The organism is Pseudomonas rustica (genome assembly GCF_018336155.1).
In the GTDB taxonomy this organism is placed as follows: Bacteria; Pseudomonadota; Gammaproteobacteria; order Pseudomonadales; family Pseudomonadaceae; genus Aquipseudomonas; species Aquipseudomonas rustica.
In genome coordinates this window covers 137,553-162,556 of record NZ_JAGYHF010000010.1, presented here as the reverse complement: position 1 = coordinate 162,556, position 25,004 = coordinate 137,553, and the positions used below count along the sequence as shown (strand labels likewise).

At 61.3% G+C, this 25,004-nt stretch carries 17 protein-coding genes; 6 read left to right on the top strand and 11 right to left on the bottom strand.

Annotated features, from left to right (window positions below):
- Positions 1-72: 72 nt before the first annotated feature.
- Complete coding sequence (locus tag KFS80_RS20055; RefSeq protein WP_212545686.1) at positions 73-1,608, top strand: FAD-dependent monooxygenase; 1,536 nt, start codon at positions 73-75, stop codon at positions 1,606-1,608.
- Positions 1,609-1,733: 125 nt separating this feature from the next.
- Here the strand turns inward: KFS80_RS20055 and hemB are convergent, their stop codons facing one another.
- On the bottom strand, positions 1,734-2,708 hold the full coding sequence (hemB, locus tag KFS80_RS20050) for a porphobilinogen synthase (RefSeq protein ID WP_053121880.1): 975 nt from the start codon (positions 2,706-2,708) through the stop codon (positions 1,734-1,736).
- Positions 2,709-2,933: 225 nt separating this feature from the next.
- The gene (locus KFS80_RS20045) at positions 2,934-3,632 is read right to left on the bottom strand and encodes a glutathione binding-like protein (protein ID WP_212545685.1); all 699 of its coding nucleotides are present in this window, start codon (positions 3,630-3,632) and stop codon (positions 2,934-2,936) included.
- A 342-nt stretch (positions 3,633-3,974) separates the two neighbouring features.
- Here KFS80_RS20045 and KFS80_RS20040 point away from each other — a divergent pair, with 342 nt between their 5' ends.
- Positions 3,975-4,649, top strand: a complete 675-nt coding sequence (locus KFS80_RS20040; protein WP_053121884.1) for a hypothetical protein — start codon at positions 3,975-3,977, stop codon at positions 4,647-4,649.
- Positions 4,650-4,759: 110 nt separating this feature from the next.
- Here the strand turns inward: KFS80_RS20040 and mnmH are convergent, their stop codons facing one another.
- The 3 genes from mnmH to KFS80_RS20025 form a co-directional block, all read right to left on the bottom strand.
- Complete coding sequence (gene mnmH / locus KFS80_RS20035) at positions 4,760-5,863, bottom strand: tRNA 2-selenouridine(34) synthase MnmH (RefSeq protein WP_212545684.1); 1,104 nt, start codon at positions 5,861-5,863, stop codon at positions 4,760-4,762.
- Entirely contained in the window at positions 5,863-6,897 is a 1,035-nt protein-coding gene (selD, locus tag KFS80_RS20030) for a selenide, water dikinase SelD (protein ID WP_212545683.1), read from the bottom strand. Before selD ends, mnmH begins: the two co-directional genes overlap by 1 nt.
- Before the next feature lie 287 nt (positions 6,898-7,184).
- Complete coding sequence (locus KFS80_RS20025; RefSeq protein ID WP_212545682.1) at positions 7,185-17,708, bottom strand: autotransporter-associated beta strand repeat-containing protein; 10,524 nt, start codon at positions 17,706-17,708, stop codon at positions 7,185-7,187.
- 526 nt (positions 17,709-18,234) lie between these two features.
- On the opposite strand from KFS80_RS20025, the gene KFS80_RS20020 reads away from it, so the two are divergent.
- Positions 18,235-19,203 (top strand): nucleoside-specific channel-forming protein Tsx, encoded by a 969-nt coding sequence (locus tag KFS80_RS20020; protein ID WP_212545681.1) that lies wholly within the window; start codon positions 18,235-18,237, stop codon positions 19,201-19,203.
- Between the two features lie 293 nt (positions 19,204-19,496).
- Positions 19,497-19,844, top strand: a complete 348-nt coding sequence (locus KFS80_RS20015; RefSeq protein WP_212545680.1) for a DUF6124 family protein — start codon at positions 19,497-19,499, stop codon at positions 19,842-19,844.
- 146 nt (positions 19,845-19,990) lie between these two features.
- On the opposite strand, the gene KFS80_RS20010 is transcribed toward KFS80_RS20015, so the two are convergent.
- From KFS80_RS20010 to KFS80_RS20000, 3 genes are all read right to left on the bottom strand, one after another.
- Positions 19,991-20,947 (bottom strand): quinone oxidoreductase family protein, encoded by a 957-nt coding sequence (locus KFS80_RS20010; protein ID WP_212545679.1) that lies wholly within the window; start codon positions 20,945-20,947, stop codon positions 19,991-19,993.
- Between the two features lie 30 nt (positions 20,948-20,977).
- Complete coding sequence (locus tag KFS80_RS20005) at positions 20,978-21,151, bottom strand: DUF1427 family protein (protein ID WP_082341460.1); 174 nt, start codon at positions 21,149-21,151, stop codon at positions 20,978-20,980.
- A 235-nt stretch (positions 21,152-21,386) separates the two neighbouring features.
- Entirely contained in the window at positions 21,387-22,160 is a 774-nt protein-coding gene (locus KFS80_RS20000; RefSeq protein ID WP_212545678.1) for an AraC family transcriptional regulator, read from the bottom strand.
- 136 nt (positions 22,161-22,296) lie between these two features.
- On the opposite strand from KFS80_RS20000, the gene KFS80_RS19995 reads away from it, so the two are divergent.
- Both KFS80_RS19995 and KFS80_RS19990 read left to right on the top strand, forming a co-directional pair.
- Positions 22,297-22,524: a DUF6555 family protein gene (locus KFS80_RS19995; RefSeq protein WP_053121910.1), complete on the top strand. Its 228-nt coding sequence runs from the start codon at positions 22,297-22,299 to the stop codon at positions 22,522-22,524.
- A gap of 37 nt (positions 22,525-22,561) precedes the next feature.
- Positions 22,562-22,837 (top strand): hypothetical protein, encoded by a 276-nt coding sequence (locus KFS80_RS19990; protein WP_053121912.1) that lies wholly within the window; start codon positions 22,562-22,564, stop codon positions 22,835-22,837.
- Between the two features lie 23 nt (positions 22,838-22,860).
- Here the strand turns inward: KFS80_RS19990 and KFS80_RS19985 are convergent, their stop codons facing one another.
- The 3 genes from KFS80_RS19985 to KFS80_RS19975 form a co-directional block, all read right to left on the bottom strand.
- The gene (locus KFS80_RS19985) at positions 22,861-23,028 is read right to left on the bottom strand and encodes a metallothionein (RefSeq protein WP_081730276.1); all 168 of its coding nucleotides are present in this window, start codon (positions 23,026-23,028) and stop codon (positions 22,861-22,863) included.
- Positions 23,029-24,010: 982 nt separating this feature from the next.
- Positions 24,011-24,469 carry a DMT family transporter gene (locus tag KFS80_RS19980; protein ID WP_212545677.1) on the bottom strand — a complete coding sequence of 153 codons (459 nt, stop codon included), beginning with the start codon at positions 24,467-24,469 and terminating at the stop codon, positions 24,011-24,013.
- Positions 24,469-24,954 carry a DMT family transporter gene (locus KFS80_RS19975; protein WP_053121916.1) on the bottom strand — a complete coding sequence of 162 codons (486 nt, stop codon included), beginning with the start codon at positions 24,952-24,954 and terminating at the stop codon, positions 24,469-24,471. The genes KFS80_RS19980 and KFS80_RS19975 overlap by 1 nt, the downstream gene beginning before the upstream one ends.
- Between the last annotated feature and the right edge of the window lie 50 nt (positions 24,955-25,004).

Sequence of the window (25,004 nt, the reverse complement as noted above, 5' to 3'; positions counted from 1 at the left end):
CATCTGACCAATTCACTGGCCACCCTCTCCTTCTGATCCATACTTGCTGCACCCCATGCAGAGGACTCTCTCATGCACCGCAGCGACGTATTGATCACCGGCGCCGGCCCCACCGGTCTGGTGCTGGCCCTGTGGCTGAGCAAACTCGGCGTACGCGTGCGCATCATCGACAAAACCTCGGCCCCCGGCACCACCTCACGGGCACTGGCGGTGCAGGCGCGAACACTTGAGTTGTACCGGCAACTGGATCTGGCCGACACCATCGTGCGCAACGGCCATCGAGTCGCGGCGGCGAATTTCTGGGTCAGTGGCAAACCCGTTGCCAAGCTGCCGCTGAACCGTATCGGCGAAGGCCTGACACCCTATGCGTTCGTCGAAATCTTCCCGCAGGATCAACACGAAAAACTGCTGATCGAACGCCTCGAAGACTACGGCGTCACCGTCGAGCGCAACACCACGCTGGAGAGTTTCACTGAGAACGGCGACGGTCTCACCGCGCATTTGCGCCTGCCCGATGGCGAGCAGGAGATCTGCCAGGCCTGTTATCTGGCCGGCTGCGATGGCGCCCGTTCGGTGGTGCGCAAAGCCCTCGACGCCGGTTTCCCCGGCGGTACTTATCAGCAGATTTTCTACGTCGCGGATGTGCAGGCCAGCGGCCCGGCGATGAATGGCGAGTTGCACATCGATCTCGACGAGGCAGATTTTCTCGCGGTCTTCCCACTGGCCGGCGAAGGCCGCGCGCGGTTGATCGGCACCGTACGTGATGAGCGGGCGCAGCGCGCGGAGACGCTGGAGTTTTCCGACGTCAGCAGCCGCGCCATCGAACATCTGAACGTCCATGTTGAAGATGTCCATTGGTTCTCCACCTATCGCGTGCATCACCGCGTCGCCGAGCACTTTCGCGGTGGTCGGGCGTTTCTGCTCGGCGATGCCGCGCACGTGCACAGCCCGGCTGGCGGGCAAGGCATGAACACCGGCATCGGCGATGCGATCAATCTGGCGTGGAAACTGGCGGCGGTGCTCAGCGGCGCGGCCACGCAGGAGTTGCTCGACACTTACGAAACCGAACGCATCGCCTTCGCCCGCAAACTGGTGTCGACGACCGATAAAGTTTTCAGTTTCGTCACCGCCGAGGGGCGTCTCGCCGACCTGCTGCGCACACGGCTGGCACCGTTTGTGATCCCGAAAATGGCCTCATTCGAGGCCAGTCGCGAATTCCTCTTTCGCACGGTTTCACAAGTCACTCTCAACTATCGCGGCATGCCGCTGAGCCAAGGCGTGGCCGGCCATGTGCACGGCGGCGATCGCTTGCCGTGGGCGCATGATGGTGAGGGGGATAATTACGAACCGTTGCGCCAGCCGTGCTGGCAGGTGCATGTGTACGGCGACACCAGCGACGAGATGATCGCCTGGTGCAACGAACATCATCTGCCGCTGCATGTGTTCGACTGGCGCCCGGCGTTTGAAACGGCGGGACTGGGGCGCAACGGTTTTTACCTGCTGCGCCCGGATACCTATGTGGCGATTGCCGATAACAGCGCGGATCCGAAGGTGATTGAGCGCTACTTCCGCGATCACGGCATCCGGCCCTACTTCAACTGCCCCTGACACAGCACAAATCAAATGTGGGAGCGGGCTTGCTCGCGAAAGCGCTGTATCAGCACTCGATATGCTGACTGACACGACGCCTTCGCGAGCAAGCCCGCTCCCACAGTTTTGATTTGCGCTGTTGCTTAGATCCCGGCCAGGGCCAGGTCCATCGCGAAGTAGGTGAAGATCAAATCCGCACCCGCACGTTTAATCGCGCCCAGGCTTTCGCGCACCACACGATCTTCATCAATCGCCCCCGCCTGCGCGCCGAACTTGATCATCGCGTACTCGCCGCTGACCTGATACGCCGACAACGGCAAGTTCGAAGCTTCGCGGATGTCGCGGATGATGTCCAGGTACGCACCGGCCGGTTTGACCATCAGCGCATCGGCACCTTCCTGCTCATCGAGCAGCGATTCACGCAGTGCTTCGCGGCGGTTCATCGGGTTCATCTGATAGCTTTTGCGGTCGCCCTTCAGCGCGCTGCCACCGGCCTCGCGGAACGGGCCGTACAGCGCCGAAGCAAACTTGGTCGAATAGGCCATGATCGGAATTTGGGTGAAACCGGCCGCGTCCAGCGCCTGACGAATCGCCCGCACCTGACCGTCCATCGCCGCCGATGGCGCGATCACATCAGCGCCAGCGCTGGCAGCGGCCACGGCTTGCTTGCCGAGGTTGATCAGGGTCTGGTCGTTGTCGACTTCATGGTTGTGCATCACGCCGCAGTGGCCGTGATCGGTGTATTCGCAGAAGCAAGTGTCGGACATCACGATCATGTCCGGCACAGCGTCTTTGGCGATGCGCGACATGCGCGAAACCAGACCGTCTTCGCGCCAGGTGTCGCTGCCGTTGCCGTCCAGATGATGCGACACACCAAAGGTCATCACCGATTTGATGCCGGCGCGCGCATAGCGCTCGATCTCGCTGGCCAGTTTGCGCTCGGGAATGCGCATCACGCCGGGCATGCTTTTGATCGGCACGAAGTCGTCGATTTCTTCTTCGACGAAGATCGGCAACACCAGGTCGTTCAGGCTGAATTCGGTTTCCTGGAACAGACTGCGCAGGCTCGCATTGCGGCGCAGACGGCGGGGACGTGCTTCGGGGAACTGACTGGACATGGGGCCTTTCCTGAAAAAACGGCAGATGAGACGAAAGTCGTAGGGGGCGAAGCTTATGCCTTGCGGGGGGTGAGGTACAAACCTGGATCAATCAAGAGAGCGTTACCGGGTACGCAATAATCCCGGATCCTGTAGGAGCTGCCGAAGGCTGCGATCTTTTGATGTTGATTGTTAACAAGATCAAAAGATCGCAGCCTTCGGCAGCTCCTACAGGGGATAGGGGTGTCAGGAGGGGATGGTCAGGCCGCGGACGACGGCCGGGCGGGCGAGGAATTTCTCCAGCACGCGCGTGACATTCGGGAAGTTCTGAATGCCCACCAAATCTCCGGCTTCATAAAACCCGATCAAGTTACGCACCCACGGGAACGTGGCGATGTCAGCGATGGTGTAGCGCTCGCCCATGATCCAGTCGCGGCCTTCGAGCCGGCCGTTGAGCACGTTAAGCAGACGCTTGCTTTCCTCGACGTAACGATCGCGCGGACGCTTGTCCTCGTAATCCTTGCCGGCGAATTTGTTGAAGAAACCCAACTGACCGAACATCGGCCCGATACCGCCCATCTGGAACATCAGCCACTGGATGGTCTCATAGCGCAGCGCGCCTTCTTGAGCCAACAACTGGCCGCTCTTATCGGCGAGGTAGATCAGGATCGCGCCGGATTCGAACAATGGCAGTGGCTCGCCTTGCGGGCCGTGAGGGTCGAGGATCGCCGGGATCTTGTTGTTCGGGCTCAGCGACAGGAACTCGGGGGACATTTGATCCTGCGTGTCGAAACCCACGCGGTGCGGCTCGTAAGGCAGGCCGATCTCTTCGAGCATGATCGAGACCTTGACGCCGTTGGGGGTCGGCAGGGAATAGAGCTGAATCCAGTCAGGGTACTGCGCCGGCCATTTCTGGGTGATCGGGAACGCGGACAGATCGGTCATGAGAAGCATCCAGTCACAAATGAAAGCCTGATCATAATGTAGGAGCTGCCGCAGGCTGCGATCTTTTGATCTTGAGCCTTCAAGCAAGGTCAAAAGATCGCAGCCTTCGGCAGCTCCTACATCAACCGTAACATTCTGTCGTTAACCTTCCACCAAGCCATTCGTGGTTGCCGTTAGAGTGCTGCGCACTCGAGAAAATCGAACCAAATCGGGTTCAGAGGACTCTGAGCTAAGCCTTTCGCAATGGAAGCGCACTACGACAGGGAACACACCCGGCGCTGGAAGCCCGCGGTGTAAAGGTTTGTCAGCCTTAACCGGACATGCTGAAGAACCTTTTATTTGATGACGAACCTTATGCGTTTCGCCAAACATTTCAAACATCGCGCGTACATGATCCTGCCGTCGTTGATGGCGGTCAGTGCGCTGTTCCTGTCGCTTGAATCCAGTGAAAGTCGCGCGCAACCGGCGGACGGTACGCAGACCCTGGTGTTCCTGCGCCACGCGGAAAAACCCGAGGGCGGCCTCGGCCAGCTCAACTGCCAGGGCCTGAACCGCGCCATCGATCTGTCGACCCTGCTCCCGGAAAAATTCGGCAAGGCCGATTACGTATTCGCCGCCAATCCGACGCGCAATGTCGAGGAAGGCGAGCTGGATAACTCTTACAGCTACATTCGCCCGCTGATGACCATTAGCCCGGCGGCGATCAAGCTCGGTCTGCCGGTGAACATCGAGTTTTCCGCCAATGACACCAGCGATCTGGCCCGCGAATTGACTGCCGACAAGTATCACAACTCGACGATCTACACGGCTTGGTCACACGGTTATTTGCCGGAACTGATCAATAAAGTCGCGGGCAACGCGGTGGGCGGTAAGCAAAGCATTACCGATGACTGGTCGGGCGATGATTTCGATTCGTTGTATGTGCTGACGTTGACCTGGCACAACGGCAAGGCCAGTTTGCAGAGCCATAGCTACAAGCAGGGGCTGGATCATGGCAAGGAAACTTGTCCGACCTGAGTTTTGTTGTGCCTGATCTGGCCTCTTCGCGAGCAAGCTTTGCTCCTACAGAATTTGCGTAAACCTTGTAGGAGCAGAGCTTGCTCGCGAAGGGGCCAGCTGCTACAACCTCATCCTTTCTGACTCACCCGCCCCCGCAAATACTCAATCACCGCCCCGCTCTCACCGGCAAACTCAATCCGCCCGCCCTTCTTCTCGCGCTGAAACACATACATCGGGTCGTAATACTCGCGCAGCATCCCTTCGATCCAGCCGCGATGCAGATCCACCGACCCGCTACGCCCCTGCTCGATCAGCGCCCCCTCCATCAACACCAGCAAGCGCCGATGCCGCTCGCCACCGAGACGCTTCTGCACATTGTTCAGGCTTTCCAGCAGCCGCTCCGAGAACAAGGTAAACCCCTCCTCCCCGTGCACCGCCACAAATTCCGCCGACAGATCCACCACGTAATCACGCAGGATCCGCTCGACGCGATCTTCGAAACTGTCTTCCAGCCAGACCATCGGGTACTGCTGCATGCCCTGATACAGCGGCAGCGGCAAAGCACAACTGCCGACCACCCGGCTCTCATCCTCGAGCACGAACTGCTCGATCCCGGCAGCACGCTTCTTGAGGATGTCGATGGCCAGACGGTTTTCAAAATCGATGTTCGATGGCTGCCCGGTGGCGCGTTTGCCGAAACTCGAACCGCGATGATTGGCGTGGCCTTCCAGATCGAGGCCGTTGCGCAACTGCAGCAACACTTCGGTTTTACCGGTTCCGGTCATGCCGCCCAGCAAGACGAAATCGCACTGCGCGATAGCTTGCTCAGTGGTGTCGATGAGGAAGTTGCGCATCGCCTTGTAACCACCGCCGACGCGCGGATAGTCGATGCCCGCCTCATCATGCAGCCACTGCTGAGTGATCTGCGAACGCAGGCCACCGCGAAAACAATAGATATACCCTTCAGGATGGGCCCGGGCGAAATCGGCCCAGGCCTGGATGCGCTCGGCCTTCACCGCACCGGACACCAATTGATGGCCCAACTCGATGGCTGCCTGCTGGCCGTGTTGCTTGTAGCAGGTGCCGATCTTCTGCCGTTCGAGGTCGTTCATCAGCGGCAAATTGATCACGCCGGGAAACGCGCCTTTGTGAAACTCGACCGGCGCGCGGGCATCCATCAGCGGCCGGTCGTTGAGGAAAATATCGTGATAGTCGGTGCAGTCGCGGAGCATCAAATCACCTCGACTGCGTTCGTCTGTCGCTCAACCAGTTCGCCGATCGGCGCCAGGTTCAGACCCAGTTCGGCGGCGACGGCGAGGAACTCGTCATTGCCTTCAGGCGTCACGGCAATCAGCAGACCGCCGCTGGTTTGCGGGTCGCACAGCACGCGTTTGTGCAGCTCCTGCACGCGGCCGACCTTGCTCGCATAGCTGTCGAAATTACGCAGCGTGCCACCGGGCACGCAGCCCTGATCGAGGTAGTACTCGACGCTGTCCAGACGCGGCACTTGATCGTAAGCGATGCGCGCGGTCAGTTGGCTGCCGTCAGCCATTTCCACCAGATGGCCGAGCAGGCCGAAACCGGTGACGTCGGTCATCGCCGTAACGCCGGCGAGTTTGCCGAAGCGGCTGCCGGGTTTGTTCAAGGTGCACATCCAGTCACGGGCCACGCCGACATCAGCAGCGCGCAATTTGCCCTTCTTCTCGGCGGTGGTTAGGATGCCGATCCCCAGCGGTTTGGTCAGGTACAACAGGCAACCGGCGGTGGCAGTGTCGTTGCGCTTCATGTGGCGTTTTTCCACGAGCCCCGTAACGGCGAGTCCGAAAATCGGCTCTGGCGCATCGATCGAATGCCCGCCCGCCAACGGAATCCCCGCCGCGTCGCACACCGAGCGGCCGCCACGAATCACTTCGCGTGCCACTTCTGGCGCCAGCACATTGACCGGCCAGCCGAGGATCGCAATCGCCATCAACGGATCGCCGCCCATCGCGTAGATATCGCTGATGGCGTTGGTCGCGGCAATGCGGCCGAAATCGAACGGGTCGTCGACGATCGGCATGAAAAAGTCAGTGGTCGAGACCACACCGCGCTCGGCATCGATCTCGTACACCGCCGCGTCATCACGCGAGGCATTGCCGACCCACAGTTTCGGATCAAGGTTCTGCGCACCGCTGCCGGCGAGAATCACCTCCAGCACCTGCGGGGAAATCTTGCAGCCGCAACCGGCACCGTGGCTGTATTGGGTCAGACGAATCGGCTCGCTCATGTGGGAATCTCTGGCAGTGAATGGGGCGGATTCTAGCAGAGCGCGGGGCCGCAGATTTTGCGGCGTCTGTGAAGGCCCCTGTGGCGAGGGGATTTATCCCCGCTGGCCTGCGCAGCAGGCCCAAATCCAGACACCAAATTTTTCTGACACACCGAGGTGAATGGTTTTGGGGCTGCTTCGCAACCCAACGGGGATAAATCCCCTCGCCACAGGGGTACGACCTGACCCTTGTGGCGGACCAAAAAAAACCGCCCTTTCGGGCGGTTAAACAGGTGCTTCAACCCTAATCAGAAACCCAGACTAAAGCTCACCGTCATCGCATGGTCATTGTTGTCATTCGACAGTTGTCCCGAATAACCAATGCCCAGTTTGCCGGTCGGGCTGATCTGGAAGTCGACGCCTGCTTCGACGATCGCGCTGTCCTTGGCGATCGGCACGCCTTGGGTGCTGAACGAGGCGCCGCCGTCGATGAAGGTCAGGTCAGCGTCGGGTTTGGTGTCGCCGAAGGCATGGCGCCAGCCGATGGCCGCGCGCGGGGTGAATTGTCCGCCGTTGGCCAGGGTGATGACTTTACCGGCGCGCAGGCCGAGGGTGGAGAAGGTGATGTCCTGATCGGCTTCCGCCTTCAGACGCCCTACCCCGCCTTTTTCCTTGGCCTTGTCGCTGTCGTAGTTGACGTATGCCAGACCGGCGAACGGCTCCAGCGCGATGCCGGCCGCTTCGACGGTGTAACCGACTTCACCGAACACCTGCGCAGTGCGCGCGTCGTAGTTGGCTTCCAGACGATCGTTGTAGCTGCCGACGCTGACGTCGCGTTTGGTCTCGATGTCGTGCCAGCTGTACGCCGCGCCGAGGCGCACCGCCAGTGCATCGAACTGCGAGTTGAGGTACGCCGCCAAGTGGTAGCTTTCGACCGTGGCATCCGACTGACGATCATGGGCATCGAGGTCACTGCGGGTGTAACCGGCCGCCATGCCCACGCGCCACGAATCGTCGAGTTGCTTGTCGGTGCCGAGCATGAAGCCGCTGAGGTTGCGATCGAGGCTGGCGCTGTTGCTGTCGCCATCCGATTCACCCCAGGCGCCGAGTGCGCGCGCCCAGCCGACCATTTCGCCGTGGCAACCGTTGCTGCTCAGCTGGTTGTCACTTGGCGCCAGCGCGCGGCGTGGATCATCCGCAGCGCTGCACGACGGTTGGCGCATGCGATCGTTGACCGCCTCGCGCACGTAACGCGAATCCTCAAGCATCGCGCTGGCGGTGCTGGCATGAATCTCCCCGGACAGACTGTCGAAGGCATTGCGCGCACCGGCCACGCTGAGGTTGATGATCTGGTTCTGCAACTCGGCGCCGGCCGGGCCATTGTTGTCCAGCGCGGTAGCAGTACGACTTTGGTTGCCGGTGGCGGCGACATCGGCAAACGAGTTGCCGTTGCGGCTGACCGCCAGGTTCACCGCATTGGCGTCATACACCAGCGCGGTGCTGAGGAAGGCGTATTGCGGCAGATCCGCTGCGCTGAAGGTGCCAGTGACACCACCGCCCGCCGTGATCAGCGTGTAAGTGGTGGCGCCCGTGAACGGCGCCAATGCTGTCACTTGCAGACCACCGTCCAGTGCCGCCGTACCGCCGACAGCCAACGGCGTGGCGGTTGGCGAGTTGACCGTCAGGGCCAGCACACCATCAGCGGCGTTGGTCAGGTTGCCGGCGACGCTCAGATTGCCCGCCTCGCCGCCCGACGCCACCACACCGTGGTTGACGACCGAGCCGACGCTGCCGTTGCCGCTCAGACCTGCACCGTTGGCCACGGTCACCTGGCCACCGAGCGAAGCCGTCGCATCGCGGCTGCCCACTTGCAGCACACCTTGATCCACCGCCACCGTGCCGCTGAATGGTTGATTACCGGTCAACAACAGCGTGCCGTCACCACGCTTGGCAATCGATCCGCTGCCACTGAGCGTCCCATTGAAACGACCGTCAACATTCTGTTGGAACACCAACGCAGCGTTGTCGAGGATGTTGCCTTGCAGGCTGGTGGTGTTACCGATCAGCGTACCGCCGCTGATGGTAGTGCCACCGCTGTAAGTATTCGCGCCACTGAGAATCAACGTGCCGGAATCCAGTTTCTCGATACCCCCGGTGCCCACCAGTGGCACGGCGATTTCGGTACTGGCCCCGGCATTGACCCGCACCGGTGCGAGGCTGCCGTCAGCACCGTTGACCGGGGTCAGCGTGCCGCCCGCACCCGGTGTCAGGTTGTAGCCGTTGGCAAGGAACTGAATGCCGGTGAATTGCTGATTGCCGACCACGGTGACCGTGCCACCCGTGCCGCCAAACACCGCGAATTGACCGGTCGAACCTTGCGCCTGAGTACCGGTCGGGTCAGTCCAGTTGGTGTCCGGGCCCCACACACCGCTGCCGCCACCGATTGTGCCGTCCGGATTGGTTTTACCGCCGTTCCAGAACTGCACTTCACCCGGGGCGTTTTGCACCAGCAGGTTGATCTGGTTGGCAATCGCGGTTTGCAGCGTCAGGTTATCCAGTGGAACCGGCAAGCTGCCGTAGACCAGACCGTTATCGGTCAGGCTGCCGCCGTAGCTGAACAGTTGATAGACGCCGGTGCCAAAGCCGCCGGCGTTGCTGATGTTCAGCGTACCGTCGAGGGTCAGATTGCCGGCGACGTTGACCACGGTGGTGGAACTCGCCGCCGAACCCAGGCTGAAGTCCAGGTTAGTGCCCGAGGACAAGCTCAGCGCACCGACCGACAATGGCGCCGCTGCGCCGCCACCGAGCAATGTTGCGCCGTCGGCCAGTTGCACGTTGCCGGCGAGCGTGCCGCTGCCACCAACACTGGCACCGCTGGCCACCGCGACGTTGGCGCTGTTGAGCACGCCGTTGACGCTGAGGTTGCCCGCCTGCACCGAGGTGTTGCCGGTGAAGCCGTTGTTGCCGGTCAGAAGCAATTGGCCGGTGCCGGTTTTGTTCAGCTCGCCAGTGCCGGTGAGGTTGCCGGTGTAGCTGCCATCGGCGTTTTGCTCGAAGGTCAGCGTCGCGTTGTTGACGATCGCGCCTTGCAGGCTGCTGGTGTCGCCGAAGGTGTTGCCGCCGTTCAACGTGGTGCCACCGCTGTAAGTGTTGGCGCCGCTGAGCGTCAGATCAGCCGTGCCGTTTTTCAGCACACTGCCGGTGCCGGTGATCGCGCCGAGCAGCGTGGTGTCCTGGTTACCGGCCAGGGTCAGTTGCGCACCGAGGTTGATCGCGCTGGCCAGTTGCAGCGCCGAGGTGCTGTCGAGAGTGCCGTTGCCGGTCACATTCAAGGCACCGCTGCTGATGGCGCTGTTATTGCCCAGCACCAGCGAACCGTCGGCGAGTTGCGTGCCACCGCTGTAAGTGTTGTTGCCGTTGAGGGTCAGGCTCGAAGTGCCAGACTTGATCAGACTGCCGCTGCCGCTGACGTCACCGTCGAGGGTCAAGGCGTTAGAGCCAGCGATGTTCAAGCCACCGTTGAGCAGCACATCGTTGGCGAGGCTGATGTCCGCGTTGCTGTCCAGCGCAGTGCCGTCGGCGGCGGTCAATACGCCCGTGCCGAGCGCTGCGTCGTTGCCCACGACGATCTTGCCGCCGTTAAGCGCCGTGCCGCCGGTGTAACCGTTGGCCGCGTTGAGCACCAGCGTACCGGTGTCGTATTTACCCAGCGTGCCGGCGCCGTTGAGCGCTACGCCGATGGTCGCGGTGGCGTTCGGGTCAACACGCACAGTGGCGTTGCCCAAAGAGCCGTTGACCAGGTTCAGCGAACCGGCCGTGCCGTTTTGCAGGCTGTAGCCGTCGGTGACAAATTGCAGCCCCGTGACGGTTTGCGCACCATTGACCGTGACGGTGCCCGCCGCGCCCTGGAACACTGCGAAGTTGTTGGTCCAGGCCTGATTGGTCGTGCCGTTGACATCGGTCCAGTTGGTGGTGCCAGTGCCCCATGTACCGCTGCCTCCTTCGACCGAACCGTTGGCAATCAATTGATTGCCGTCCCAGAACTGCACGGTGACGCCCGGCGCGGTCACCAGCAGATTGATCTGGTTGGCCAGCGCGGTTTGCAGGGTCAAATCGCCGGGGGTGACGCTGCCCGGCACGGTGCCGATCAGCATGCCGTTGTCGGTCAGGCCGCCGGTGTAGTTGATAAGGCGATACACGCCGCTGCCGAAACCACCGATGTCGCTGACGTTGAGGGTGCCGTCGAGAGTCAGGTTACCGCCGACATTGACCAGCGCATTGCCGCCGCCGGAGACCGGTGTACCGAGGCCAACGTCGAAGTTAGAGTTGCCGTTGAGTAGCAGCGAACCCACGTTCAGCGTACTGCCGGTGACGCCCGCCAGATGACCGCCATCGGCCACCGTCAGGGCTCCCGTCAACGTGCCGCTGCCGCCGAGGGTGCCGCCGTTGTTGACCAGCACATTGCCGCTGGCCAGCGAACCGTCGACCTGCAAGGTACCGGCGTTGACGTTGGTGTCGCCGGTCAGGTCGCTGATGCCGCTGAGGGTCAGCGTGCCGGTGCCGAGCTTGCTCAGCCCGCCGTCGCCGCTGAGGATGCCGGCGAAGGTGCTGCTGATGTTGTTGCCGCCGAGGCTCAGCGTATTGCCAGTGCCGATCAGCGCAGTGCCGCTGCCGGTGAGGCTGGCAAGGCTGCCCGATGCACCGAGAATCAGCGCCGCGCCACCCGCGAGATTGACCGTGGCGTTGTTGCCCAGCGCCGCACCACTCAGCGTGGTCAGGCTGCCGGACGCCACATCGAAGGTGCCGCTGAAGGTGTTGTTGCCACTCAAAGTCACGTCGGCCAGACCGTTTTTGGTCAGCGTGCCGGCGCCGGCGATCACACCGCCGAGGGTCAGGTTGTTGTTACCGGCCAGCGCCAGATTCGCGTTGACGTTGAGGTTGTTGGCCAGCACCAGTGGCGCCGAGTTGTCGAGGGTCGAAGCACCGGCCACGGTCAGCACGCCGCTGCCCAGAGATCCGCCGGTACCAAGGGTCAGCGTACCGGCGTTCAGCGTGGTGCCGCCGGTGAAAGTGTTGATGCCATTGAGGGTCAAATTAGACGCGCCGTCCTTGATCAGTCCGCCCGCGCCGCTGACTACACCCGCCAGCGTCAGGTTGTTGCTGCCGGTGTTGCTCAGGTTGGCGTTGAGCACGACGTTATTGCCCAGGCTCAGCGCGCTGTTGCTGTCCAGCGCCGAGGCACCGGCGACGGTGAGGTTGCCCAGACCCAGCGCCGAGTTGCTGCCGGCGGTCAGGGTGCCGGCATTGAGAGTGGTGCCGCCGAGGAAGTTGTTGTTGCCGCTGAGGGTCAGGTTCGACGCGCCATTTTTACTGAGGCTTCCTGCACCGTTCAGCGTACCGGCCAAGGTCAGATCCGCCGTGCCGACGATGCCGAGATTGCCGGCCAGATTGACCGCGTTGTTCAGCGACACTGCCGTGCTCGCATCCAGCGTGGTACCGCCCGCCGCATTCAAAGTGCCCGAACCGAGCGCCGAGTTCGACGCCAGAATCAGCCCGCCAGCGTTCAGCGCTACCGGCCCGAGGAAGGCGTTGTTGCCGCCAAGGGTCAGATTCGCTGTGCCGGTTTTGATCAGACCGCCAGTGCCGCCAATCACGCCATTGAGGGTCAGCGCATTGCTGCCGACCACGGTGAGGTTGCCATTCAATGTCGCAGCGTTGGCCAGCGTCACCGCCGCGTTGCTGTCCAGTTGCGTGCCGGCAGTTGCCGTCAGCGTGCCGGTACCCAGCGCGGTGTTGCTGCCGACGATAATTTTGCCGCCGTCCAGTTGCGTGCCACCGGTATAAGTGTTAGCACCGCCCAGCACCAAAGTGCCGCTGTCGAATTTATTGAGGATGCCGCTGCCATTGATGTCGGCGTTGATCGTCGCGGTGACGCCCGGATCGACGCGCAACGAAGTCGTGCCGCCAGTGCCGTTGACCGCCGTGAGTTGCCCCGCCGCGCCGTTAACCACGTTGTAGCCATCGGTGAGGAATTGCATGCCGGTGAACGCTTGCGTGCCGTTGACCGTCACGGTGCCGGCGGTGCCCTGGAACACAGCGAAGTCGCCGGCCCATGGTTGATTGACTAAGCCATTGGCGTCAGTCCAGTTGGTGCCAACCGCATTCCACGTGCCGCTGCCACCGTCGACCACACCGTTGGCAATGGTCTGGCTGCCGTCCCAGTAGCGGATATTGGAATTCGGCGCCGACACCTGAATGTTGACCTGATTGGCCACGCCGGTCTGTACCACCAGATCGCCGAGAGCGTAGCCGACCGGCACGCTGGCGACGTCCAGCCCCAGATTGGTCAGCGCGCCGGTGTAGTTGAACAGGCGATACACGCCGACACCGAAACCACCCGCGTCAGTAACATTGAGATTGCCGTTGAGGGTGAGGTTGCCGCCGACATTCATCAGCGACGTGGTCGACGGTGTTGCCAACGCGACATCGACGTTACTGCCGGCCGCGAGAGTCAACGCACTGGCAGACAGTTGGTTGCCCGACGACAAGGCCAGATGGCCGCCGCTATTAATGTTGACGCTACCAATCGCCGAACCTGTGCCGGTGAGGGTACCGCCGGTATTGACGTTGACTTGCGCACTGCCCAGCGAACCACTGAGATCGACGATGCCGCCGTTGATCGCGGTGTTACCGGTAATCCCATTGATACCGGTGAGGTTCAGGGTGCCGGTGCCGACTTTGACCAAACCGCCGCTGCCGCTGAGATCACCATCAAATGTGCTGGTGACATTGCCGCTGCCGACGGTCAGCAGGTTGCTGCCGGTCAGTTGCACACTGCCGCTGCCGGTCAGCGCACCGAGGCTGGCGTTGCTGCCCAGATTCAGCGCGGCGCCGGCGCTGATGTTGACGCCGGAGGTGTTGCCTAGCGCGCTGTTGCTGAGCGTGGTGACGCTGCCGGAGACGATATTCAGCGCGCCGGTGAAGGCGTTGTTGCCCGCCAGTGTCAGATCCGACAGACCGTTTTTGGTCAGGCTGCCGGCGCCGTCGATGATGCCGTTCAGGCTCAAATCATTGTTGCCGGCAACGGTCAGTCCGGCATTCAGGGTAATGGCATTGCCGATGCCGAACGAAGCGCTGTTATCCAGCGTTGCCGCGCCACCGACGACCAATGCGCCGCTGCCGAGACTGTTGGCATTGCCCAGAGTCAGCGTGCCTGCGTTGAGCGTGGTGCCGCCGCTGAACGTGTTGCTGCCGTTAAGGGTCAGGTTGGCCGCGCCGTTCTTGATCAGTTGGCCGGTGCCACTGGTGACGCCGCCGAGGGTGAGGTTCTGCGTGCCACCCACGGTCAGCGCCGCATTCAATGCGACCGCGTTGTTGAGGCTGACCAGCGGCGAGTTGCTGTCCAGCGTTGCGGCGCCAGCGACAGTCAATGCGCCAGAACCCACTGCCGAACTGTTGCCGAGGGTCAAGGTGCCGGCGTTCAGCGTGGTGCCGCCGAGGTAGTTGTTGGCGGCGTTGAGAATCAGATTAGCCGCGCCGTTTTTCACTAGACTGCCGGCGCCGCTGACCAGACCGGTGAGGGTCATATTCGCCGTGCCGCCGATGTTCAAGGCACCGGCGAGCGCCACGGCGTTGTTGAGGCTGACGGCCGTGTTGGCGTCCAGCGAAGTGTTGGCCGCCGCGTTTAATGTGCCGGAGCCCAGCGCGGTGTTACTGCCGACGGTCAGTTTGCCGGTGTTCAACACGGTGTTGCCAAAATAAGTGTTGGCGCCGTTGAGGATCAGGTCGGCAGCGCCGTTCTTGGTCAATCCACCGATACCGGCGACGACACCGCCAAGAGTCAGCGCATTAGTGCCGCCTACAGTCAAAGTGCCGGAGAGGTTGACGTTGTTGGCAAGCGTCGCGGCGGCGCTGGCATCGAGGGTGGTGCCGTTCGAGGCGTTCAGTGTGCCGGTGCCGAGGGCGGTGCTGGAGCCGACGATCAGCGAGCCGGCGTTCAGTGCCGTGGTGCCGGTGTAAGTGTTATTGCCGTTGAGGGTCAGGCTCGAAGCGCCGGTTTTGATCAGACCGTTGCTGCCACTGATCACCCCGCCGAGGGTCAGCGCGTTAGCGCCGCCGGCGGTGAGGTTGGCATTGAGAATCACGTTGTTGTTCAGGGTGGCGGCAGCGCTGCTGTTGAGGGTGCCCGCACCTTCTACCGACAAGGCGCCCGTGCCCAGTGCTGCACCGTTGCCGACGGTCAGGCTGCCGGCATTCAGCGTGGTGCCGCCGCTGTAGGTGTTGCTGCCGTTAAGCGTGAGATTCGCGGCGCCGTTTTTCACCAGTTGGCTGGCGCCGCTGATCACGCCGCCGAGGGTCAATCCGTTGCTGCCACCGATCCCCAGGCTGTTGTTGAGAATGACGGCGTTGTTCAGCGTTACCGCTGCATTGCTGTCGAGCGTAGCCACACCGCCCACGGTGATATTGCCGCTGCCCAGCGCCGCGTTGGCGCCTGCGGTAATCGTGCCGGCGTTCAGCGCAATGGCACCGAGGAAGGTGTTGGCACCATTGAGAATCAGATTGGCCGCGCCGTTTTTGGTCAGCCCGCCACTGCCGCTGACGACGCCGCCGAGGCTCAGGTTGGCGCTGCCGCCGACGTTCAAACTGCCGCCGAGCGAAACTGCGTTGGTCAGTGCGACCGCCGTGCTGGCATCGAGAGTGGTGCCCGCTGCGGTGGTCAATGCGCCGGTGCCCAGCGCGGTGTTGGAGCCGACAATCAATGTGCCGGCGTTGAGCGCGGTGCCGCCGGAGAAGGTGTTGTTGCCGCTGAGGCTGAGGTTGGCGGTGCCGTTTTTGATCAAGTTGCCGGCGCCGCTGACGATACCGCTCAGGCCCAGTGCCTGCGTGCCGCCAACGGTCAGCGCCCCGGTCACCGCGACGGCGTTGGCCAGGGTCACCGCCGCCGTCGCATCCAGCGTGGTCCCGGCGGCTGTATTCAGCGCACCCGTGCCCAGCGCGGTATTGCTGCCCACCAGCAGGCTGCCGGCATTGAGCAGCGTGTTGCCGCTGTTGGTGTTGTTGCCAGTCAGGGTCAGGCTGGCAGTCCCGGATTTGGTGATGCCGCCGGTTCCGCTCAACACGCCGCCGAGGGTCAGGGCATTGCTGCCGAGCACGTTGAGCGCGCCGGTCATGCCGATGTTATTGGCCAGCGTGACGTTGGCGGTGCTGTCGAGGCTGGTGCCGGCGGCGGTGTTCAATACACCGCTGCCCAGCGAGTTGTTGTTGGTCACCAGCAGGCTGCCGGCGCTGAGGGTGGTGGTGCCGGTGAAACCAGCGTTGGCGCCGCTGAGGGTCAGGCTGCCGGTGCCGGTTTTGGTCAAGCCGCTGCTGCCGCTGATCAAACCGCCGAGGGTCAGTGCGCCGATACCGCCAGCGGTCAGTGTGCCGCCGAGGCTGATGGCGTTGGCCAGGCTGATCGTGCCCGGTGCGCTCAGGGTTGTCGCGCCGGTGACGTTGAGGGTGCCGGCACTGAATGCCAGATTATTGCTGACTTGCACCGTGCCGCCATTGAGCGTGGTGTTGCCCAGATAGGTGTTGGCGGCGCCGAGGTTAAGTTGGCCGGTACCGGCCTTGGTGAAACCACCGCTGCCGGAAATCACCCCGCTCAGGGTGGTGGCATTGCCGCCTTGTACCGTGACGCCGCCAGCACCGAGGGAAATCAGATTGCTGATATTCAACCCGGCATTGCTGGCCTGCAGAATCCCGCCATTGGAGGTGAGCACACCGCTGCCGAAGGTGGCGTTGTTATTGAAGTTCGCGATACCGCCATTGAGCGTGGTTGCGCCGCTGACTAATGGCCCCTGCAACGTCCAGGTGCCGCTGTTGATCGTCAGATTGTTGAAGTTGACGTAGGTGGCGCTCGATGCCGTGCCAGTCCCGGTGATACCGCCGCCGACGCCGCCAGTATTTTGCAAGATCAGACTGTTGGTGCCGCCCGCACCGCCATCGACCGTGCCGGTTGGCGCAAAGGTCAGGTTGATATTAACCAGACCGCCGAGGCCGACGCTGATCTGTACACCATCATCAACCTGCACCGAAGAACCGGTCACTGCCGTAAAAGTGTTGGTGCTCGCCGCGCCCATCGACACACCACCGGTAATCGCACCGGAGTTAGAGAAGGTGTTGCCCGCCGCCGACGTTTCGAATGCGATTCGGCCGTTGATGACGCCGGTGTTGCTGTTGGTCATGTTGACTTGTGAACCACCATAGACGCCGATCACCGGGGTATCCGCCAACGTGATGCCGCCGATCGAGAGTCCGGTCGAGGTGATGGTGCCGTTGTTGGTGATGCTGGTGGTGCCGGTTGCCGCGTTGTTAACCGAAAGGGCCAGGCCGTCGATGCTCGTCAGGTTGAGCCCCAGTAACATCCCGGTGCCCCGCATGATCGCGCCAGCGTTGTTGAGCACGCTGACCGTGCTGGTAGCGCCACTGCCGATGAATGCCCCGCCACTCAAAACCGAGACCAGACCGAGGACTGCCGGGTCGATCGTGCCGGAGTTGTTCAGGGTGATGTTGACCCCGGTCAAATCCATCACATGGCCGCCAAGGGTCGCGTTCATCTGCGCGCCGCTGTTGACGTTGACCGTCAGATTGTTAGTGGCACTGGCGAAGTCGTTGGGAACCAGTGGCAATGGCGGCACACCCGTACACGTCACGATTGAACCGGCCGTGGAGCACGTGGCCAGCGCAGGCGCGCTCACCCCGCCGAACAACAGTCCGGCGACGCTCAAATGCACAGCAAGGGAAAGAGGGGAAAAACGCGAGACGAGGGCGACACCAAACCTTGCTTCCACGGGCTACTCCTTGTATGGCCAGATTCTTCCTTGACGGCGTGGACAAGCAGCGGCTTATTCGACACGCGAATCAAGACTGCGACGGTCATTACAAAACCGTTCTATTCCTGACACACGCTAGTTGATGCCCTGCGATGGGGCATTGGTTAAATGGCATTAATACTTTGGTGCTAGAGCAGTCTGGATTAAGCCTTTCCACCTTTCCGAATCAGTAGAAGAACCCCTGTGGCGAGGGGATTTATCCCCGTTGGGTCGCGCAGCGGCCCCCAAAAAAAGAGGGCCCGCTGCGCAGGCCAATGGGGATAAATCCCCTCGCCACAAGACATATTCCAAGCATGAATTTGTGGCGCGCCCCTCAGTTGACCACTCCGTCAAAAAAACCCGCAAAACCCCCAACATTTCAGCCCGTTGAAATAATTGGTACGCCTTGTGCAAACGTTTGCGCAGCGTCAATCACGGCATTTTCGTAACAAAACCCTACAGACCCGCAGAACGCCGGGCCTTGATCTGCAAAAAAGGACTTTGAATGCACGCCGCACTCCCCCCTCGCGCTCCGTTTGCGCGCACGCTGACTGTTTCCTTGCTACTGACCGGCGTTACCGGACTTCTCAGCCACAGCACTTTCGCCCAACCCGCTCCGCCCGTTCTGCCGGAAGAATCCGCTCAAGGCGAAGCCCTCAGCCCGGAAGCGAGCCCGCCGAAAAAAGGCGCGTACCTGTCGGATTGGTACAACCAGGACTTGATGCTGATTGGCAGCAAAGACATCAGCTTCGGCCCGCAACCGGCTGACGACATTTATCTGGAATACGAGTACTTCGGCCGCAAAGGCCCGTTCGAGCTGTACGGCTACGTCGACGTCCCGAAGATCTTCAACATCGGCAACAGCCACGACACAGGCGTGTGGGATCACGGCTCGCCGCTGTTCATGGAACACGAACCGCGCATCTCCATCGACTACCTCGCCGGCCGCAGCCTGGCCATCGGCCCGTTCAAGGAATGGTACGTCGCGTTCGACTGGATCTACGACCACGGCAGCCGCAAGGAAAACCGCGCCAACACCCTCTACAGCGGTTTCGGCACCGACATCGACACGCACTCGCGGGTCAACCTGTCAGCCAACCTCTACGGCCGTTATCAGTGGGAAAACTACGGCGCGAGCAACGAATATTCCTGGGACGGCTACCGCGCGCAACTCAAATACATCGTGCCCATCGACAAATTCAGCAACGGCGCCTCACTGACCTACATCGGCTTCACCAACTTCGACTTCGGCTCCGACATCCACAAAGACAACCCCGCCCGCACCGCGAATGCGACGGTGGCGACTAACGTGTTGCTGTACTCGTTCACGCATTTGCGCTTCACGCTGGTGGGCCGGTATTTCCACAATGGCGGCAATTGGGAAGACGGCAGTGAGCTGAATTTTGGCGACGGCAACTTCCGCGCACGCTCGAATGGCTGGGGGTATTACGCTGGCGTGGGCTACCAGTTTTAAGGGACACCGATCAAAAGATCGCAGCCTTCGGCAGCTCCTACACAGAATTCGCGTTCCCCCTGTAGGAGCTGCCGAAGGCTGCGATCTTTTGATGTTAAACACTGATGTTTAACAGACACCTGCAGAAACTCTCCAAGGCTACACAACCTTGCGCCATTGCCTACAGCTACGCCAGAATCCGCCGGCTTGTGCGCCTTGGGGACGGGCCTTATCGTTTGGGGGTCGTTGACGAATCAGCGATCGGGTTTCGCAGCCCGGATCAATCGAGGCTCCAACAATCGAGGAGCTACATCATGTTGAAACCAACACCCACCGACACCACGTCCCCCTACGAATCCCCCCATTCACGCAAACTCCACGACGCCGCCGAACGCGCGCTCGATCATTACCTTTGCCCCGGCGCGACTCACGATGATCCGCGTTTGCCGAGCCTGATGTTCGTCATCGCGCCGAACATCAAAACCGAAGATCTGCTGGCCCACGCTTGTGAGTCGATGGCTTCGGCGAGTGTGATGCTCAGTGATTTTGCCGCGGCGCTCGACACGCCGTATCGCCACACGTTGCTGGGGATTCAGCAGGTGGTGATGCTCGGGGAACTGGCGGTGAATCGGGCGCTGGATAATCTGGAAGCGCCCGCGTAATTCCAGACACTGCAACCCTTGTGGGAGCGGGCTTGCTCGCGAATGCGGTCTGTCAGTCGACATCTCTGTTGACTGACACGGCCTCTTCGCGAGCAAGCCCGCTCCCACAGGGGGGGATTGCGATGTTTGAGAGATATTTTTACGGATCAGGGAATCAGGATGATTTTGTCGCCGCCGCCCTGATTGACTTCGGTGTAGCGCGCCAGGCCTTCGGCCAGTGGTGATTCGACCAGGCCTTGCGGCAACGGCAGCGAGCCTTCGTCGAAGAGTTGGCCGAACTGGTTCAACATCGCTGCGCACGCTTCAACGCCGTAGAGCAATGTGTTGACGCCGACCACCGAACCGCCCTTGCGATACAACGCCAGTGCCGGCAGTTGCACCTGGCCGTCTACCGGTGCGGCGATGATTGCGATTCGGCCGAAGATTGCCAGCGCCGCCACCGAAGCGGGCAGCCAGAAACCGGTGGTGTCGAAGATCACTTCGGCGCCGCCCTGATAAACCGCGTTGACCTGCGCACCGAGGTCTTCAGGTTTATCCAGTTGAATCGTCTGGTAGCCCTGCGCGTGCAACTCGCTCACCTGCTCCGGGCGACGCGCCGCTGCCAGGATTTTTGCACCGCGCACTTTGGCCAGCGCTAATGCCGCTGTGGCGACCGCACCGCCGCCAATCACCAGCAAACGCGTGTCGGCTTTGACGAGGCTGCGCTCCAACGCATCCCACGCCGTGGTGTACGGCACGCCAAGGCTGGCGGCCTGGGTGAAGCTCAGACGCGACGGCTTGAGGGCGACACCGTTGGCCGGCAGTTTGACGAATTGCGCGTGGGAACCGTCGGCGAAAAAGCCCAGCTCACGGCCCGTGCCCCAGACTTCCTGACCGATCAACGCTGGCGGGCCTTCGACCACGACACCGGCAAAATCGCGCCCGGGAATCCGTGGCAACGTGGTGTAGGGGAAACGTCCGAGCACATTTTTCACGTCGCTGGGATTGAGCCCGGCCGCTTTTATCTGCACCAGGACTTCATCGGCGCCGGCCACCGGAGTCGGCACGTCGACGAAGCGCAGGGAGGACAGGTCGCCGGTTTTATCGAATTGCAGTGCTTTCATGGAGTGATTCACCGAAGGAGAAAAGAAGATTCAGGACAACCAAGCGGCGACCCATTGCCGGCCCATTGGCCACAGCTGCTCACCCGCAAGCATGCCGAGCAGACCGACCAGCGCGATGGCCGGCGGCGCGGGAGAACGGAAGTCGAGCGCACCGTACAACAGGCCAACGCCGAGACCGATGGCCAGCGAAATCAGGTAGTTCATGGGGAGAACTCTGCCGTTTGAAAGGAATGGGCAGAGTGTAGGGAGGCGGGATGGATGGCGTCGGCCAAGGACTTCTGAATTTCGGACAAACCTGCCGAAATCACCACAAAACCTTGTAGGAGCATGGCTTGCCAGCGAAGGCGTCCATTCAGCCAACATTGATATTGCTGACACTCCGCTTTCGCTGGCAAGCCATGCTCCTACAGGCTTTGTGCAGGTTCAGGAAATAGCGTCGTTACAGGGTGAACTGTGACGGGGCGACGCCCAGTTCGCGGCGGAACATGTCGCTGAAGCTGCTCGGGGAATAGCCGAGTTCGCGGGCGATGACGCTCACCGCCACACCCTGAATCAACTCCGCCACCGCCGTTGCCAGTTGTACCTGTCGCCGCCACTCGGCGAAGCCCATGCCCAGACTGTCCTTAAACAATCGCGCCAACGTGCGCACGCTGGCCCCGGCGTTTTCCGCGTGCTGTTCGAACGGGATCTCCAGCGACGGCGCGGCCATCACCGCCTGGCAAAGATTCATCAGGCGCCGATCGGAATCATCCGGCATCGGGATTTTCAGCTGCGAACGCCTTGCGCGCTGCAACTCCAGCAGCGCCAAGCCAACCAGCGCCTCGTAATACGCTGGCTCACCGCTGTCGCCCTGCTCCACCAGCCCGACGATCAACTCGCGCAGCAAACCACCGACCTCGATCACCTGCACCGTCTGATCCAGCGTCGCCGCCAGCGCCGGGCGCAGGTAGATATTGCGCATCTGCAAATCCGACACCACGCGAATCCCGTGCGGCACCCCGGGCGGCAACCACACCGCGCGCTGCGGCGGCACCACCAGCGCTTCATGCGGCGTCTCGACCCACATCACCCCGCTCATCGCGTACAGCAACTGCCCCCAGTCATGCTCATGCGGCTCGATAAACAACCCGCGCGGGTACGTGCGCGCCAGCGGTTGCACGGGCACATCGATGTCAGTGAAATCGGGGGGCGTGGCGAGGGCCATGGTGAGCATTCATTGGGGTTGGCGGAACCGCCATGGTAACCAGTCGCCCGAAACCCCGCCAACGATAGATACCGTCGGACAATCCGAATGAATTTTCCCGGTGCTCAACGATCCCTCTATTACCACAGGGAGGAATACCGGCTTTATGAACAACGCAAAACTCTACGTCATCGAGTACACCCTTCACGGCACAGCCAAGTCGTTCATTATCCGCTCGGACAAAATGGACAACACCGAGGCGTGGCACTGGGCGAGTTGCGATGCCGGCGTGGGTCGCATTCCGCGCTTTGGCCGTGAAAAAGTACAGAAGACCAGCAAACCGATGGCGGAAAAATTCGGCGTGGAAAACGTCGTCTGGCGACCGACCAGCTAAGCTCAGCCTGCACGCGAACATTCGGGGGAATGCAACCATGATCGATTTCAGCAGCAGCCCGGCGCATCTGGACTACGGCCTCGACACCTTGTTTGGGCGTATCACCAAAAGCGTGGATTGCCGCGTGGGTCTGGAAGCGGTCGACGATGATCCGTATTGCTTCGCCCTGAGAGTGCCAGCGCCGTTACCGGAAGACCTCGACCAGGCGAAAACCGTGGTGGTTCGGGTTGAGGGGCGGCGATTGCAAGGCACGGTGCGGCATACCGAGCGGCTGGATGATGAAAGTCTGAAATTGGAAGTGGAGCCTGATTAGGCTCCACTTTTTTTTGCCTGTGTTTATTTGGGATGTGCGCAGTGGCAGCCTTTGCTTGAGCATTCTTCGCCACCTTTGTGGTGGTGGGCGCAGGCTTCGCAGCAGTAGTGTTTGCCGTGTACGGCGTAGGCATGATCGCCTTCTTTGATGGTGCATTTGCAGTTTGGGCAATCGCATTTTCTATCGGGCATGGGGGCAGACTCCTTGGGGTGGTGGTTGTCTGGGGCTTTTAGGTAAGCCGTGATTACCAGTGTAGGAGCTGCCGAAGGCTGCGATCTTTTGATTTTGCTTGTTTGGGGTTTTGGGGGTTTTGGGGGTTTGGGGTTTTGGGGGCATATCCGTTGCTGCGGGTGGGGCTTCTGGCGGTTTCGCTCTTACAGCGACTCACTTTTCCAGACGCCGAAAAGTAAGCAAAAGGCTTGGCCCCCGGCGTACGGCACTTCGCTGAGGCTCAGTGTTCCCTCGCTACGGTGTCCATCCGGGGGCATCGCCTACGGTTTGCTTCGCTGCACCTCCTCTCGATGTATGCGGCTACGCCGCACGGCGCTGCGCGCCTACCCCGGATGAACACCTACGCTCGGCCTGCCGATGGGGGCCAAAATCAAAAGCCAGATCAAGAGCCACAGCAAAAGCCAGATCAAGAGCCCCTCACCCTAGCCCTCTCCCGGAGGGAGAGGGGACTGATCGGGGTGTTTGGGCGAAATACGCCGACTTGGGATACCGAGTCGAACACACATTCTGAAAAACCCACCAATCGGCCCCCTCTCCCTCGGGAGAGGGCTGGGGTGAGGGGCGAATCCAACGCAAATCAAAAAGCCGTGTGCGCCCCGCTCTTCACCACTCAATAGGCCGAGTCTCAGCTCGCCTGCTTTTGATCTTAGAGCCCGTGGGCAGGCTGAGTGGAGGGATTGATCCGGGGGGTGGGAGCGTAGCGACCGTTTGGCGCAGCCAAACACAGCGAGAGGAGGTGCAGCGAAGCAAACCGTAGGCGCTGCCCCCCCGGATCGATCCCGCAGCGAAGGAACCCCGAGCCCCAGCGAGCGGGCCGAACGTCAGGGCACAGACCTTTTGGTTACTTTTTGGGGCGTTTGCCAAAAGTGACCCGCCGTAAGGGCGGAACCATAATCAGCCATCACCGCAGCAACGGATATGCCCACAACCCCAAAACCACAATCAATCAGAGCTACGCACACTACTCCGATACATAAACACCAAAGCCCCCGCCAAAAGCACCATCGCCAACACCCGACTCCCCGACAACTCAATCGCCGGATTCCCGAACCAGCCAAAATTATCAATCAACATCCCCATCCCCAACTGCCCGACAATCACCGCCACCGTCGCCACCGCCGTCCCCACACGAGGCACCGCGCCCACCATGACAATCATATAAACCACCCCAAACAGCGCCCCACTCAACTGCCACTTCGGCACATCCAACAACCCCACCGCATGCGCCGGTTCAAAAAACAAAATCAACAACCCGGTCACCAACGCACCCACAGCAAACGTCAACAAACTACTGCGCAACACACCAACGGTTTCCCCCAAGCGCCCATTGATCGCCGCCTGAACACTCAATATCGCACCCGCCGCCACCACCACAGCCAACAAAATAATCAGATTCATCATCAACCCCGCGCAATCAAAACAAGTGCCGCGACAATCAACAGCAGCGCCAACCAACGCTCACCGTTGACCTTCTTGCGCGTCGCCCCGAACCAGCCGAAATGATCGATCAACACACTCTTGCCGACCTGCCCGGAAAGAATCGCGATCATCGTCATGGCGATACCAATGTGCGGCGTGGCCAGGGTCAGCACCACCACATAAATCGGCCCGAGCAAACCACCGATCAACTGCCAGCGCGGCAGCGTGTTCAGCGCCGGCCCTTTCTGTGGCCCCGCAAACAACAGCAGCAAAAACAGAATCGCCGAGCCCACCCCGAAGATGCTCAACGTCGCCCACAAATGCCCGACCTGCGCACCCAACGGCCCGAGCAAACCCGCCTCCACCGACAAACCCATCCCCGCCAGAATCACCAGCGGCAGCAACAACAAGCGCAACCCCGGTTTGGCCACCGGCGGCGCAACACTCACTTCATCCAACGTTTGCATAAATACAATCCAGCCCAGTCAACAATGGCGCGGATTATCGGCTGGCGTTG